A 13,340-nucleotide genomic window follows, 5' to 3' on the forward strand; every position below is an offset into this window, starting at 1 on the left:
GGACGCCAGGGCGAGCGCGGGGGCGTCCGGACGGGCGAGGACGAAGCCCCAGTCCCGGGCGCGGCCCCCGCGCCCCGCGCGGTGCGGGAGGGAGCGGTCGGGGCCGGACGAGAAGCGGCTGCGCCGCCCGTCCAGCACATACGGCTCGGCGTCCAGGCCGACGGAGCGCATCGTGGACTCCACCGTCCAGTACGCGCGGGGCCGGACGGAGGGGGAGCCCGCGTGCACCGCGAGCCGCCCGTGCGGGGCCAGGACGCGTGCCGCGAGGCCGTAGAACTCCTGCGAGTAGAGCCGGCTGCTGGCGGCGATGCCCGGGTCGGGGAGGTCGGCGACGACGACATCGTACCGGGGGCGGCCCGCCGCCTTCGCCTCGCGCAGCCAGCCGAACGCGTCCGCGCCCTGCACCCGCACCCTCGGGTCGTCCAGCGCGCCGTCGTTCAGCGTGCGCAGGCCGGGGTCGGCGCGGCCGAGCCGGGTGAGCCCGGGGTCGCGCTCGACCGCGGTCACCGAGCGCACGCCCGGATAGCGCAGTACCTCGCGCACGGCCAGCCCGTCCCCACCGCCCAGCACCAGCACGCGGCGGTGCGGCCCTTCGGCCATGGCGGGGCGGACCAGCGCCTCGTGGTAGCGGCCGGCGTCGGAGCCGCGGGCCCGCAGCCGCCCGTCCAGGAAGAGCCGCAGCTCGTCCGGGCCCGGCGCGGTGGCCCGGGTGCCGACCGCGCCGGTCAGCACCACCTCCTGGACGTCCGTGTGCTCGACGACCCGCGCCTGGGCGCCGTACACCGCCTGCCGCGCGGCCCGTTCGAACGGGGCGACGAAGGCGGTGGCCGCGAGCAGCAGGGATATCGCCACGGCGTTCGCGGTCAGCGCCCACCAGCGGCGGCGGGCGCTCAGGTCCCGGTGGAAGAGCCACAGCACGACCACGCCTCCGGCCAGCGCGTTGACGACGCCGGTGAACAGCGCGCCGGTCAGCTGGCCGAACAGCGGGAGCAGCAGGAACGGGAAGGTGAGGCCGCCGACCAGCGCTCCCACGTAGTCCGCGGCGAACAGGTCGGCCACCGCGCCGCCCGCGTCCTGCCGGCGGATCCGCTGGATGAGCGTCATCAGCAGCGGCATCTCCGCGCCGATCAGGACGCCGATGACGAACGCGATGGCGACCAGCGCGGTGCGCACCTCTCCGATCCACGCGAACGTCGCGTAGAGCACCATCCCCGAGCCGCCGCCGACCAGCGCGAGCAGCGCCTCGATACAGCCGAACCCGGCAGCCGCCGAGCAGCGCAGCCGCTTGGCCAGCAGCGAGCCGACGCCCATCGCGAACACCATGACCGAGAGCACGACGGACGTCTGGGTGACCGAGTCCCCGACCAGGTACGAGGCGAGAGCGACCAGTTCCAGCTCGTAGACGAGTCCGCACGCGGCGCACATGAACACCGACGCCAGGATGAGCCAGCGCCCCAGCGCCGCCGTCACCGGCAGCCGGACGCCCTCCTCGCGTGCGTCACGGTCGAAGCGCTCGAAGGGGCGGTCGATCATGTGTGAACGCTACGTGACATGAATCGCACTCTCGGTCACCCACACGAGTTCTCTGGCTGGACGAAACACCCCGCGCGACCCCCCGTTCAGGGTTCAGGCCAACGCGCGTCCGCGCGGCGGCGCGGCGGGGCGCCGGGCCCCGTCCGGACTCCGCTCGCCCGCGTCCGGCACCCGCGCGCCCACCCGCGTCCGGGTGGCCACCATCCGTCCCTCCTGGGGGTACGAGTGCCAGGTGCGCCAGTGCACTTGCCCCTCGAACCGCTGGACGAGGAGCGCGGTGAAGGCGTAGGGGTCGCCGGGGAACGTGCCGACGAGCCCGTTCGGATGGTCGGCGACGAGCGCGAGCAGCTCCTGCGCGCGCCCCGCGAACGAACCGCCGGAGAGCTTCTCGACGCGCGCCGCGAATTCGTACTCCCACTCGCCGAACCGCTTGGCCACACCCAGCGGGAGCGGGGTACTGCTGCCCGGCATACAGGCGACCGTCTCGGAGCAGCCGCCGTACTCCTCGTCGAGCAGCACCTGGTGCGAGGCGCCGAGCAGCCGCAACTGCACATGGGCGCCGGAGAGTTCGAGGTCGAGGGAGGCGAGCGCCGGCAGCGGCTCGCGGCCCAGCACCCACGCCAGGTCGCCGGCGCGGGTGTCGGTGTAGGCGGTCTTGAGAGTTGTGAGCATGGGTCGGCTCCGCAAACGCGCAGTGGAGGGTGGGCCGGCCCACCCCTCGACAAGGGACCAGAGCCCGGGACGCCACTTCACAGAATCACGGAAAGCGTCGCGTCCTCAGCCCTTTTACCCAAGTTCTCCGGATATCCATCCCATCGGTGTGGACCAGGTCAGGTGTTCCCCCACAAAGGGCACGAGAGGGGGCGGGAAACGCCTGGACACCGGGGAAACCGGGGGCTGTACCGGTAGTGTGCGGTTGCGCGCCGGAACACGGAAGGGCGCCCGCACCGGTGCGGGCGCCCCCGCTGCAACACGCGTGCTGGTGTGTATACGCGTGTGAGCCCGGGTAGTTGGGAGAACTCGGATCCGGATTCTCCCGGAGTTCCGGAGTTTCAGATTCCACGGCCGCGGTTTCGGAATCCCGGGTTTCCGCGCTGCGAATCCGGAGCGTGTGGTTCAGTCGCCGCCGCCGCAGCCGCCACAGCCGTCGCCGCAGCCGCCGCAGCCGCCGCAGCCGTCACCGGCATCGCCGCCGTCACCGCCTCCGCAGCCGCCGCAGCCCGCCTCGCCCGAGGCGTCGCCGCCGCTGCCGGACCCGCCCGAGTCACCCGCGTCGGCGGACGAGAAGCCCCCGCATCCGCTTCCGGACGACGCGTCCCCGTGGACGCCGTGGAACGACGCGGCGTGCCCGTACCCGTGCCCGTACCCGTGCCCGTACCCGCTGCCCGAGCCGGGCCCTTCGGCCCCGCCGCAGTGCGCCGGTCCGTGCCGCTCCGCCGCCCACCACGAGTACCGGTAGCTGTCCGCGTAGCTCTGCGGATACTGCCACGGCTCCGGGTAGCGGGTGACGTCGCTGCCCGGGGAGCGCGCGGCTATCTCGCCGGCCGCCACGATGGCCGCCAGCACGACGACCCCGATACCGAGTGCGAGTAAATAGACCCCCATGTACGAGGTCTACCAACGGCTGGTCTCCCCGAAGAACCCGTCGACGGCGACGGATTCGCCCGACTCCCGGGCCGCGCGGTAGACGTGCAGGCCCACGGCCAGGTCGAGGACGCCGAGCCCGAACGGCGAGAAGACCACCGGCTTCGCGGGGCTGTTCTTGAAGACGCCCCGCATATGCTGTGCGAGGGTGCCGTTGACGAAGTCCCGGTTGCCGTACATCTGCTCCGCCAGATGCGGCGAGGTGTTCGCCTTCATACAGTGCTCGACGTCGTCCAGGACGTTGTTCGAGGAATGGATGATCTCGGGTCCGATGTCGCGCAGCGAGATGTTGAGCACGATCTGGCCCGGCGCGAAGGACCGGGCCCCGGTGATGTACGGCTCGCCCGCCGTGGTCGCCAGGACGACGAGGTCCGCGCCGCGCAGCGCCGCGTCCAGGTCGTCCTCCGTCTCCGCTGTGCAGCCCAGCGTCTCGCGCCCGTGCGCGGCCAGCGCCTTGCCGTAGGCGGGGACGCGGTCGTGCACCGTCAGCGCGCCGAACGACCAGCCGGCGGCGGCGAAGAACTCCAGGATGTTGCGGGCGATGATGCCCGCTCCGACGACGGCGACGCGCGCCGCCGTACGGCCCCCGGTGAGCTGCTCGGCGGCCAGCACGGCGGAGGCGGCCGTGCGCGCTGCGCTGATCTGCGATGCCTCCAGCAGCGCGAAGGGGTAGCCGGTCGCGTAGTCGTTGAGGAGCAGCGCGGCCGAGGCGCGCGGGATGCCCTCCTCGATGTTGGCGGGGAAGCTGCCGATCCACTTGATGCCGGCGACGCCCTCGCCGCCGCCGAGATAGGCGGGCAGCGCGATGATGCGCGCATCCGGCTTCTCCGGGAAGCGGAGGAAGTAGCTGTCGGGGTTGACGGTGTCCCCCGCGTCGTGCGCGAGGTAGGTCTGCCGCACCTGCTCGATGATCTCGGGGCGGGTCCGGGCGATGACGTCCCGTGCGGTCGTCCCGGTGATGACGCTGAACTCGAACATCGCTTGCCTCTCGGGGTAGTGACGGTGGGTCGGTGGTGGAGCGGCCTGGGCCACGTGCCTGCGGGGCCGCATGGTTCGCGGACGGGAGGCCGCGCTGCACCCGCAGGGGCAGCCCGGAAGCCGTCCCTGCCGGGGCGGCGGGGAGCCTCCCCGCCGCCCCGACAACCGGTCTGCCCTCAGTGGCTCACCGGAACATTCCGGGCGGCCCCGCCCCGGCCGGGCGGCGTCGGCGCCGACTCGGCCTGCTCAGGCCCAGCCTCAGGCGTGGGCGCACGGCGCCAACGCCGCGGCTTCCAGTTGGCCTCGCCCAGCAGCGCCATGACGGACGGCAGCAGCACGGCCCGTACGACGGTCGCGTCCAGCGCCACCGCCACCGCCAGGCCGACGCCGAGCTGCTTGAAGTCCTGCATGGACAGCGTTCCGAAGACCGCGAAGACCGCGACCATGATCAGCCCGGCGCTGGTGACGACGCCCGCCGTGGAGCGGATGCCCTGCGCGATGGCCTCCCGGGTGGGCGCGCCCTGGTCGTACGCCTCCCGGATCCGGGAGACCACGAACACGTGGTAGTCCATCGAGAGGCCGAACAGGACGACGAAGACGAACAGCGGCATCCACGACTCGATCGCGCCCGGCGCCTCGGTGCCGACCAGCGAGGCGCCCCAGCCGTGCTGGAAGACGGCCGTCATCACGCCGTAGGCGGCGCCGACCGACAGCAGGTTGAGGACGATCGAGGTGAGCGCGATGACGGGCGAGCGGAAGGAGACGAGCATCAGCAGGAAGGTCACGCTCATCACGAAGGCGAAGACCGGGACGATGCTGCTGCTCAGCTGGTCGTTGTAGTCCTCGGAGAACGCCAGGTCGCCGCGGACCAGCGCGGTGGCGCCCTCGGCCTTGCCGAGGGTGTCGGGGATCGTCTCGCCGCGCAGCGTCTCCAGCGCCTTCTTGGAGGTGTCGTCGGTGCCGTCCCCGGCGAGCGGCACGCTGATCTCGGCGATGTTCTCCTTCTCGTGGACCTTGACGTTGATCTGCTTGCCGGTCCGGCCGGTGGCCGCCGCGGCCTTCTCGAAGTCGGAGATGGCGCCGCGGACCTCGGGGCTGGTGATGTCGTCCGCCGTGACCACGACGTCGGCGGGGGCGGGGGCGCCGGGGAACTCCTTCCCGATCTTCTGGGAGACGGCGACCATCGGGTTGTCCGGCGGCAGCAGCTTGTCGGTGCCGAGCTTCTCGGTCTTCATGCCGAGCGCGGGCGCGGCCAGCACCAGCAGCAGCGCGGCGCCGAGCGCGGCGAACAGCGCGGGCCGCCGCAGCACACCGCGCAGCAGTGCGTTCTCCCGGCGCGGGGAGCCCGTCTCGGCCTCCTGCGCGGCGCGCTCGGCCGCGGCCTTGCGGCGCCTGCTGAGGAAGGGCACACGGCCCTTCTCGACGCGGTCGCCGAGCCAGGCCAGCGCGGCGGGCAGCACGGTCATGGAGCCGAGCACGGAGATGAGGACGACCTCGATGGTGGCCATCGCGAAGCCCTCGAAGACCGTCAGCCCGGACAGGAACATCCCGGCCATGGCAACGACGACGGTGAGGCCGGAGATCATCACCGAGTGCCCTGAGGTGGTGGCGGCGATGTGCAGCGCCGAGGCGCGGTCCCGGCCCCTGGCGCGCTCCTCGCGCTCCCGCCGCAGATAGAACAGGCAGTAGTCGACGCCGACGGCGAGGCCCATCAGGAACATCACCGAGTTGGTCATGCCGTCGACGGGCACGAGCTGGCTGGAGACGGCGAGCAGTCCCATCGCGCCCACGCACGCGGTCACCGCCAGCGCCACCGGCAGCACCGCGGCCACCAGCGCGCCGAAGACGATGAACAGGATGCCCAGCGCGACGGGCACGGCGGTCAGCTCGGCGCGGATGAGGTCCTCGCCGAGGCTGTCGTTGATGCCCTTGAGGCCGGTGGCGGCGCCGTACTGGCCGAGGCTGACAGCGCGGTGGTCCCGGTCGGCCTTCTCCACGGCGTCGATGACCGGCTGGATGCGGTCGGCGGCCGTGTCCGGGTCGCCCTTGACCTCGTACTGGATAAGGGCCGCGTGCCGGTCCTCGGAGACCAGCCCGGTCTTGTTGGGGTCGGTGAGGTTCTGCACCCGGCCGGTCCGCTCCAGGGCGCGCACGGTGGCGCTGACGGCGGCCTTGAAGTCCGGGTCGCCTGCGGTCAGCCGGCCGCTCTCGACCAGGACCAGCTCCCCGGCGGGCGGGGCGAGTCCGGCGTCCTGGAGGATCCGCTCGGCGCGGCCCGAGTCGCCCGTGCCGTAGTCGGCCTCGGTCATGGTCTTCTGCCCGGCGGAGCCCCCCAGGACGGTGACGAGCGCGACCAGGACCAACCAGCCGAAGATTGCGGTCTTACGGTGCTGCGCGCTCCAGTCACCGAGCGCGGCTGCGAAGTTCCGTTTGCTTGCCATCGCCTCTCCTGCGGTCATCGGCAACCCTCAAGCCGCGGCGGCTGTCCGGGATTGATTTCGACGCTAGGCGCCCCACTGAGGAGTTGGGGGAATGGCCGAGTGCAGCTTCCTGCAGAGGCATCGTACTGCCACTGCGGAACGGACATATCCGGCACTGATCACGACGGTGCACTGTTACGTTCTGCGGAGCAGCCTCGATGATCCCGTATCGCTGCTGCCCCAGCCGGTCGGGATGGCACAGCAACTTACTCAATTCCCGCCGCCATGCACCGCCGTCATGCTTCGGGAAATTCTGAGGAGGGGAATTCTGTGGAAATCGCGATACAGGCTACGGGCCTGGGAAAGCGGTACGGCCAGACCCGTGCGCTGGACGGTGTCGGCCTGGAAGTGAGAACCGGAACTGTACTCGGCCTCCTGGGGCACAACGGCGCGGGAAAAACGACGACGGTGCGCATTCTCGCCACTCTGCTGGAACCGGACTCCGGATCGGCGCGCGTCGCGGGCTTCGACGTGGTGCGCGAACCGCGCGAAGTGCGCCGCAGAATCGGCCTCGCAGGGCAGTACGCAGCCGTCGATGAACTCCTCACCGGGCGGGAGAACTTGGCCCTTTTGGGCACCCTGCTCAAGCTCGGGCGCCGCAGGGCGCGGTCCCGTGCCGAGGAGCTGCTGGCCTCGTTCGAGCTGGAGCAGGCCGCTGACCGCCCGGTGCGCACCTACTCGGGCGGCATGCGGCGCCGGCTCGACCTGGCGGCCTGTCTGATCTCCTCGCCCCAGGTGCTCTTCCTCGACGAGCCCACCACGGGCCTGGACCCGGCCAGCCGGATGGCGCTGTGGCGGATGGTCCGCGAACAGGTCGAGCTGGGCGTCACCGTGCTGCTGACCACGCAGTATCTGGAGGAGGCCGACTCGCTCGCCGACCGGATCATGGTGTTCGGCTCCGGTCAGGTACTCGCGGAGGGCACGGCCGACGAACTGAAGCGCAAGGTCGGCCAGGAGTGGCTGGAGATCTCGCTGCCGGAGGGCGGCGACGCCACCGGCAGCGCCCTGGACCAGGCGGTGTCCGCGCTGGCCCCGGTCAGCGCCTCAGCACCCACCGTGGACGCGTCCTCGCGCACCGTCGCGCTCCCGGTGGGCGCCGACCGGACCGGCACGATCGCCGCCTCGGCCGCCGCGCTGGAGGCGCGGGGCGTCGAGGTCGCCGACTTCGCCCTGCGCAGGCCCTCCCTGGACGACGTGTTCTTCCAACTGACCGGCGAGCAGACCCCCGTGTCCACCTCGGAGGAGAAGTCATGAGCACCGCGAGTGCACCCGGGGCGCCGAGCTCGCTCGGCGGCGCCCTCAGCGACACGGCCGCCCTGACGGGCCGCCATCTGCGGCATCTGCGCAGAACACCCGAGAAGATCATCGCGGTGGCGCTGACGCCGGTCGCGATGGTGGTGATCCTGGGCTATCTGTTCGCCAGCGTGGTGAGCGTCGGCGCCGGCGAGTACCACGACTACGTGATGGCCGGGGTCTTCGCCCAGGTCGGGCTGACCTGCGTGGGCATCACCGGGCTCGGCGTCGCCGGCGACCTGGGCAAGGGCCTGATCGACAGATTCCGCTCGCTGCCGGTGGCGCGGCCCGCCGTGCTGGTCAGCCACACGGCGGCCGACCTGGTGCCCGCGATGTGCAGCATGGCCGCGGTCGGCGGCGTCGGGCTGCTGGTGGGCTGGCGGGTCGAGCGGGGCGTGCTGCCCGCGCTGGGCGGCTTCGCGCTGCTGATCGCCTTCGCCTACGCGATGCTGTGGCTGGGCGCGCTGCTCGGGATGCTGATGCGGAACGCGGAGGCCATCAACGGGATCGGCGCCCTCGTCCTGGTCGTCTTCTCGTTCCTGTCCAGCTCGTTCATGCCGCTCAGCGGGCTGCCGGCGTGGCTGCGCAGCGTCGCGGAGTGGAACCCCGTCTCCTCGGTCGCCGAGTCCTGCCGGGTGCTGTGGGGCAACGCGCCCGCCTCGACGGGCAGCAGCCTGCCCGTCGAGCACCCGGTGCTGGTAGCGTCTGTGACGATCGGGGCAATGATTGCCGTACTGGTGCCCGTGTGCCTGCGGTTGTTCCGTACGGCAGCCGCGCGTTGACGAGGGAGGGGGCGTCGATGGCGACCTCAAGGGGCGCAACCAGCCTCCCCCTGGCTCCCGGCTCCGCCGGGGCAGAGGGCATCCCCGTCCCGCCCGCGGCCGCGTCGCGCACCGCGCCCCCGCGCCCGGGGGGCTCAGGACTCCGGGCGCGGAGAGTCAGAGGCGGCGTGGGGGCCCTGCAGCCACCCGAGTTCCCCCGCGATCACTCCGGCCTGGAACCGGCTGCGCGCCCCGAGCGCCGCCATCAGCTCCGCGGTCACCCGGCGCGCGGTGCGCACCGAGACGCCCAGCTTGCGGGCCACGACCTCGTCCGTGTGCCCCCGCGCCAGCAGTCTGAGCACGGCCCGTGCCTGGCTGCTGAGCCCCGTGCCGTCGTCCCGCGGCGCGGAGCCGCCGAACGGGGGCGAGGTCTCCCATATGTGCTCGAACAGTCCGCAGAGCGCGGAGACCAGGCTCTTGCCGCGCAGCAGCAGCGCGCCCACCGAGGTGTTGTCGGGGTTGCTGGGCACGATGGCCGACTCACGGTCGAAGATGACCATACGGAGCGGCAGCGAGGGTGCCAGCCGCACCCGGGCTCCGAGGCCGGTCAGCCACTCCAGATAGCTCACGGTGTCCGGGTGGTTGGTCACGCTCTCCAGATAGAGCGAACGCATCCGCACCCCGCGCTCCAGGAGCTCCTGGTCGAGCGGCCGGCTGGCGTCCCTGCTGGCGTCCGACTGCCCTCCTCCGGTCGTGAAGTCCATGACCTCGGAGGTGCAGCCCTGCGTCAGCTCGGCGAGCCGCGCGCGCACGGTGTCGATACCGGTCAGCTCCTCGACTTCGAGTCGGCGCTGGTTCTGCACCGAGTCGACGTACTCGGCGACGATCTGGTTGACCGCCAGCCGCCCCGAGATGATCTCCCGTTGCCGCTCGGTGAGTTCGGTCTCCTGACGGGCCAGCAGAGACACCAGGCTGACCTCCGGGTTCACCAGGAGGAGCCCGCCGGGCTGCTGGTCGGTCTGGCGGACCAGAGACAACCGTGCCAACTCGTCGAGCGCCGCACGTACATCGGAGATGTTCCAGCCCAGCTCAGCGGCGAGCTGCGGCACTCCTAAATCCGGCCTGGCCAGCATCGCGCGGTATGCCGCCTCGGCCTTGGCGCTGACCCCCAGTACTTCCAGCACGCGATCTCCCATGTGCGCTCGCTCGAAGAACCCTGTGGCCCCGGTCACGAGACCACGCCTTGCACATATTACGTCTCAACGGTGTGAGTCACGTTGCTGGTTGGCGACAGTTCCTCCACAAGATCCATACCTCGGAGTAGCCCCGGCTCCGGGAAGGAGCATGTGATGTACATGTTCGTCGGCCGGGTCATGCGCGGACGGACCCTTCTGGACGCGGATCAGGTACGGAAGCTCATGTACGCGGCGGCCGATATCGAGGACCGTCTGGAACATGTCTATGCGGAGACGGACTTCGACGGCGCCAGCGCGATGCTGTTCCTCTCGGCGCACTCGGCCGGACAGGCCGAGGCGGCGGCCCTGCGGATCGTGGCGAGATTCCTGGAGAACGACGAGCTGTGCGGCTGGGAATGGGCGGGCAGGACCCGGGAGAACTGAGCGCCGCGACAAGTGAACGGCAGAAGAACAGCGGGCGCGGAGCAACTGCGCCCGCTTTTCCGGTGCCTGAACCTCCGAATCCTGATCCGCTGGCAACCAGTTGCCGATGCAGCACCCTGCCAGCGCTGCCACATGACATCGGATATCCCGCACGACAAGAATTGGTTTCACCGGAAGACGAAATCTGGCCCCCGCTTCGCGGGAGCGGCACCTTCCGGAAGACCATTCGCTCTACACGGGGAGAGAATACCAATGCGTAACGTGAACTCGCGAGCCGTCCGCGCCTGCTCCGCCTGCTGCGCCCGGGCCCTGCCCGCGCCCGCGGCCGCGCCGTCGCCCGCGGCCCCCGGCGCCGCCACCGCGGCCCGCCCCGGCACCGGCCGGGACGGCGTCGGCTGGGACTGAGGCCCGCCGGACGTCAGCAGCCACCACGACACCAGAACGGGGGCGGCACCGTGCCCATCATCACCAGGCCGCAGGAGTTCAACACCGACGACCTGTTCGTCGACCTGCGCCCCAGCTACGGCTACCCGCTGTATCTCAAGTGCGAGGGCTTCAACTTCGCCGGCTCCGTCAAGCTCAAGGCCGCCGCTTCCATGGTCGAGGCGGCCGAGCAGGCCGGGCTGCTGGGGCCCGACTCCGTTCTCGTGGAGTCCTCCTCCGGCAACCTCGGCATGGCACTCAGCATGATCGCCGCCGCCAAGGGCTACCGGTTCGTGTGCGTGGTCGACTCCCGGACCAACCTCTCCACCCGCCAGGTGATCGAGTCCCTGGGCAGCGAGGTGCACGTCGTCGCCGAGCCCGCCGCGACCGGGGGATTCCTGGCGGCCCGGCTGAACCACGTCCGCGAGCTGTGCGCCGCCGACTCCCGCTACGTCTGGCTCAACCAGCACGCCAACCCGGACAACTGGAAGGCCCACTACCGCACCACGGCGCCCGCCATCGAGAAGCAGTTCCCCGGCCTGGACGTGCTGTTCGTCGGCGCGGGCACCACCGGCACCCTGATGGGCTGCGCCCGCTACTTCAAGGAGCGCCCCGGATCCGCCGTCACGGTCGTGGGCGTGGACAGCGCCGGCTCCGTCACCTTCGGCGCCCCGCCCGGCACCCGGCTGATCCCGGGGCTGGGCGCGGGCGTGCGGCCCGCCCTCTTCGACGAGTCCTACCTCGACGACACCGTGCTGGTGTCCGAGGCCGACACCATCCGCACCTGCCACGCCCTGGCCCGGGGCGGATTCCTCTTCGGCGGCTCCACCGGCACCGTCGTCCACGGTGCGCTCTCCTGGCTCGCCGCGCACCGCCCCGGCGAGGACGTCACCGCCGTAGCCGTCTCGCCCGATCTCGGCGACCGCTATGTCGACACCATCTACCGCGCCGCCTGGGTGCGGGATCTGTACGGCCTCGACGCGCTGGAGCCATCCCCAGCAGCGGACACCGTCATCTCTGGAGTGCACTGACGATGCCTGACACACGCCCTTTCGAGCTGCCGCTCTCCGGTGCACAGCGCGAGATGTGGTACGCACAGCAACTCGACCCGGGCAACCCCGTCTTCACCACGGCCGACCACCTCGACCTGGTGGGCCCGCTGGACACCGCGCGCCTCGCGGACGCCTGGCGGCAGCTCGTCGAGGAGGCCGAGTGCCTGCGGGCCCGGTTCACCGAGCGCGACGGCGAGCCCGTACAGACCATCCACCCCGCCGACGGCGCACCGCTGCCCGTCCACGACTTCACCGGAGCGCCGGACCCGGACGCGGCCTCCCAGGAGCGCACCCGCACCCGCCTGGCACGCCCCGCGTCCCTCGGCGCCGACGCCCACGGCGGCGAGCTGCACCTGCTCGGCCCCGGCCGGGCCCGGCTCCTCGTCCACGCCAACCACATCCTCGTCGACGGCTTCAGCCGCTCCCTCGCCTACTCCCGGCTGGCGGCGCTCTACCGGGGCGCAGCGGAAGCACCCCTCCCGCCCCTGCGGCTGCTCACCGAGGACGAGGCCGGATACGAGACCTCCGAACGGCAGGCGACGGACGCCGCCTTCTGGGAGAAGCGGTTCCCGGAGACGCCGCAGCCCACCCTGCTGTCCAGCGCCCTGCCCGGCACCGCCCGGCACACCCTGCACCGCAGCGCGCCGCTGCCCGCCGAGACCGCAGAGCGACTGCGCGCCCAGGCGTGGCAGGACCGGGTCACCCTGCCGACGGCGCTGATCGCCGCCACCGCCGGCTACCTCTCCCAGGTCACCGGCGACACCGACGTCCTGCTGACCATGCCGGTGACGGCCCGCACCGGCGCCGCCGCACGGTCCGTGCCCGGCATGCGCGCCAACTTCCTCCCGCTGCAGCTGTCCGTACCGCCCGCCGACACCCGCGGCGCGCTGCTGCGGCAGACCGCCGACGGCGTCCGCGCCACGCTCCGCCACCAGCGCTACCGGGGCGACCGGCTGCGCCGCGACCTCGGGCTGATCGGCGACGCGGGCCACTCCTACGGCCCGACCGTCAACGTCCTGGACTCCGGTGCCGAGTTCGACCTGGGCGACGGCTGCACAGCGCTGCTGCACAACGTGTCCACCGGGCCGGTGCCCGACCTCCAGATCGTCTACCTCGACGCCCCCGGAGCGGGCTGGACGCTGCGCCTGGACGCGCACCCCGACCGCTACACCGAGGACGAGCTGACCGCCCATCTGCGGCGGCTGCTCGGCTACCTGGACCAGTTCGCGCAGACCGGCACCGAGACGCCGCTCAGCCGGCTGGCCGCCGTCCGGCCGGACGAGCTGGCCGCACTGCGCGAAGCGGGCCGGGGCCCGGCGGGTGTGGACCGGTTCACGGATGTGGTGGCCCGGGTACGGGAGCTGGCCGAGCGCACCCCGCACGCCCTGGCCGTCGACGACGGCACCACCCGCCTCAGCTACGCCGAACTCACCGCCCGCGCCGCCGCCCTCTCCCACCGGCTGGCCGAGGCCGGCGCCGGCCCCGACACCCTGATCGCCCTGGCCGCACCCCCCGGCACCAGCTTCGTCACCGCCATCCTGGGCATCCTCGGCGCAG

General features: G+C 72.0%; 12 protein-coding genes. 6 read left to right on the plus strand and 6 right to left on the minus strand.

Going from position 1 to position 13,340, the window contains the following annotated elements; genetic code table 11:
* The 5 genes from G5C65_RS18135 to G5C65_RS18155 all read right to left on the minus strand — a co-directional run.
* Positions 1–1,533 (minus strand): polyamine aminopropyltransferase (locus tag G5C65_RS18135; RefSeq protein ID WP_165299902.1); only part of this gene is annotated, 1,533 nt, incomplete at its 3' end.
* A gap of 93 nt (positions 1,534–1,626) precedes the next feature.
* Positions 1,627–2,205 carry a DUF2617 family protein gene (locus G5C65_RS18140; RefSeq protein ID WP_165299903.1) on the minus strand — a complete coding sequence of 193 codons (579 nt, stop codon included), beginning with the start codon at positions 2,203–2,205 and terminating at the stop codon, positions 1,627–1,629.
* Between the two features lie 444 nt (positions 2,206–2,649).
* Entirely contained in the window at positions 2,650–3,138 is a 489-nt protein-coding gene (locus G5C65_RS38585; protein ID WP_206441955.1) for a hypothetical protein, read from the minus strand.
* 9 nt (positions 3,139–3,147) lie between these two features.
* Positions 3,148–4,155: a 2,3-diaminopropionate biosynthesis protein SbnB gene (sbnB, locus tag G5C65_RS18150; RefSeq protein ID WP_165299904.1), complete on the minus strand. Its 1,008-nt coding sequence runs from the start codon at positions 4,153–4,155 to the stop codon at positions 3,148–3,150.
* 176 nt (positions 4,156–4,331) lie between these two features.
* A complete protein-coding gene (locus G5C65_RS18155; RefSeq protein WP_165299905.1) occupies positions 4,332–6,596 on the minus strand; it encodes an MMPL family transporter in 2,265 nt (754 codons plus the stop codon).
* A gap of 264 nt (positions 6,597–6,860) precedes the next feature.
* Here G5C65_RS18155 and G5C65_RS18160 point away from each other — a divergent pair, with 264 nt between their 5' ends.
* Positions 6,861–7,889, plus strand: coding sequence for an ATP-binding cassette domain-containing protein (locus G5C65_RS18160; protein ID WP_165299906.1), 1,029 nt, complete (start codon positions 6,861–6,863; stop codon positions 7,887–7,889).
* Entirely contained in the window at positions 7,886–8,710 is an 825-nt protein-coding gene (locus tag G5C65_RS18165) for an ABC transporter permease (protein WP_165299907.1), read from the plus strand. The genes G5C65_RS18160 and G5C65_RS18165 overlap by 4 nt, the downstream gene beginning before the upstream one ends.
* Before the next feature lie 134 nt (positions 8,711–8,844).
* On the opposite strand, the gene G5C65_RS18170 is transcribed toward G5C65_RS18165, so the two are convergent.
* Complete coding sequence (locus tag G5C65_RS18170; RefSeq protein WP_165299908.1) at positions 8,845–9,873, minus strand: LuxR C-terminal-related transcriptional regulator; 1,029 nt, start codon at positions 9,871–9,873, stop codon at positions 8,845–8,847.
* A gap of 165 nt (positions 9,874–10,038) precedes the next feature.
* Between G5C65_RS18170 and G5C65_RS18175 the strand changes: the two genes are divergently transcribed.
* The 4 genes from G5C65_RS18175 to G5C65_RS18190 all read left to right on the plus strand — a co-directional run.
* Positions 10,039–10,308: a hypothetical protein gene (locus G5C65_RS18175; protein ID WP_165299909.1), complete on the plus strand. Its 270-nt coding sequence runs from the start codon at positions 10,039–10,041 to the stop codon at positions 10,306–10,308.
* Positions 10,309–10,560: 252 nt separating this feature from the next.
* Positions 10,561–10,713, plus strand: coding sequence for a hypothetical protein (locus G5C65_RS18180; protein ID WP_165299910.1), 153 nt, complete (start codon positions 10,561–10,563; stop codon positions 10,711–10,713).
* Positions 10,714–10,763: 50 nt separating this feature from the next.
* Positions 10,764–11,762 (plus strand): 2,3-diaminopropionate biosynthesis protein SbnA, encoded by a 999-nt coding sequence (gene sbnA, locus G5C65_RS18185; protein ID WP_165299911.1) that lies wholly within the window; start codon positions 10,764–10,766, stop codon positions 11,760–11,762.
* 2 nt (positions 11,763–11,764) lie between these two features.
* A partial coding sequence (locus tag G5C65_RS18190) for a condensation domain-containing protein (RefSeq protein WP_165299912.1) occupies positions 11,765–13,340 on the plus strand: 1,576 nt, incomplete at its 3' end.

Source organism: Streptomyces boncukensis (assembly GCF_011045075.1).
GTDB lineage: Bacteria > Actinomycetota > Actinomycetes > Streptomycetales > Streptomycetaceae > Streptomyces > Streptomyces boncukensis.

What these genes read in the sequence shown, in the direction of transcription:
- G5C65_RS18175 (WP_165299909.1), top strand. Translation starts at nt 10,039, where the DNA reads ATGTACATGTTCGTCGGCCGGGTCATGCGCGGACGGACCCTTCTGGAC.
- G5C65_RS18155 (WP_165299905.1), bottom strand. Translation starts at nt 6,596, where the DNA reads ATGGCAAGCAAACGGAACTTCGCAGCCGCGCTCGGTGACTGGAGCGCG.
- G5C65_RS18165 (WP_165299907.1), top strand. Translation starts at nt 7,886, where the DNA reads ATGAGCACCGCGAGTGCACCCGGGGCGCCGAGCTCGCTCGGCGGCGCC.
- G5C65_RS18180 (WP_165299910.1), top strand. Translation starts at nt 10,561, where the DNA reads ATGCGTAACGTGAACTCGCGAGCCGTCCGCGCCTGCTCCGCCTGCTGC.
- G5C65_RS38585 (WP_206441955.1), bottom strand. Translation starts at nt 3,138, where the DNA reads ATGGGGGTCTATTTACTCGCACTCGGTATCGGGGTCGTCGTGCTGGCG.
- G5C65_RS18140 (WP_165299903.1), bottom strand. Translation starts at nt 2,205, where the DNA reads ATGCTCACAACTCTCAAGACCGCCTACACCGACACCCGCGCCGGCGAC.
- sbnB (WP_165299904.1), bottom strand. Translation starts at nt 4,155, where the DNA reads ATGTTCGAGTTCAGCGTCATCACCGGGACGACCGCACGGGACGTCATC.
- G5C65_RS18160 (WP_165299906.1), top strand. Translation starts at nt 6,861, where the DNA reads ATGCACCGCCGTCATGCTTCGGGAAATTCTGAGGAGGGGAATTCTGTG.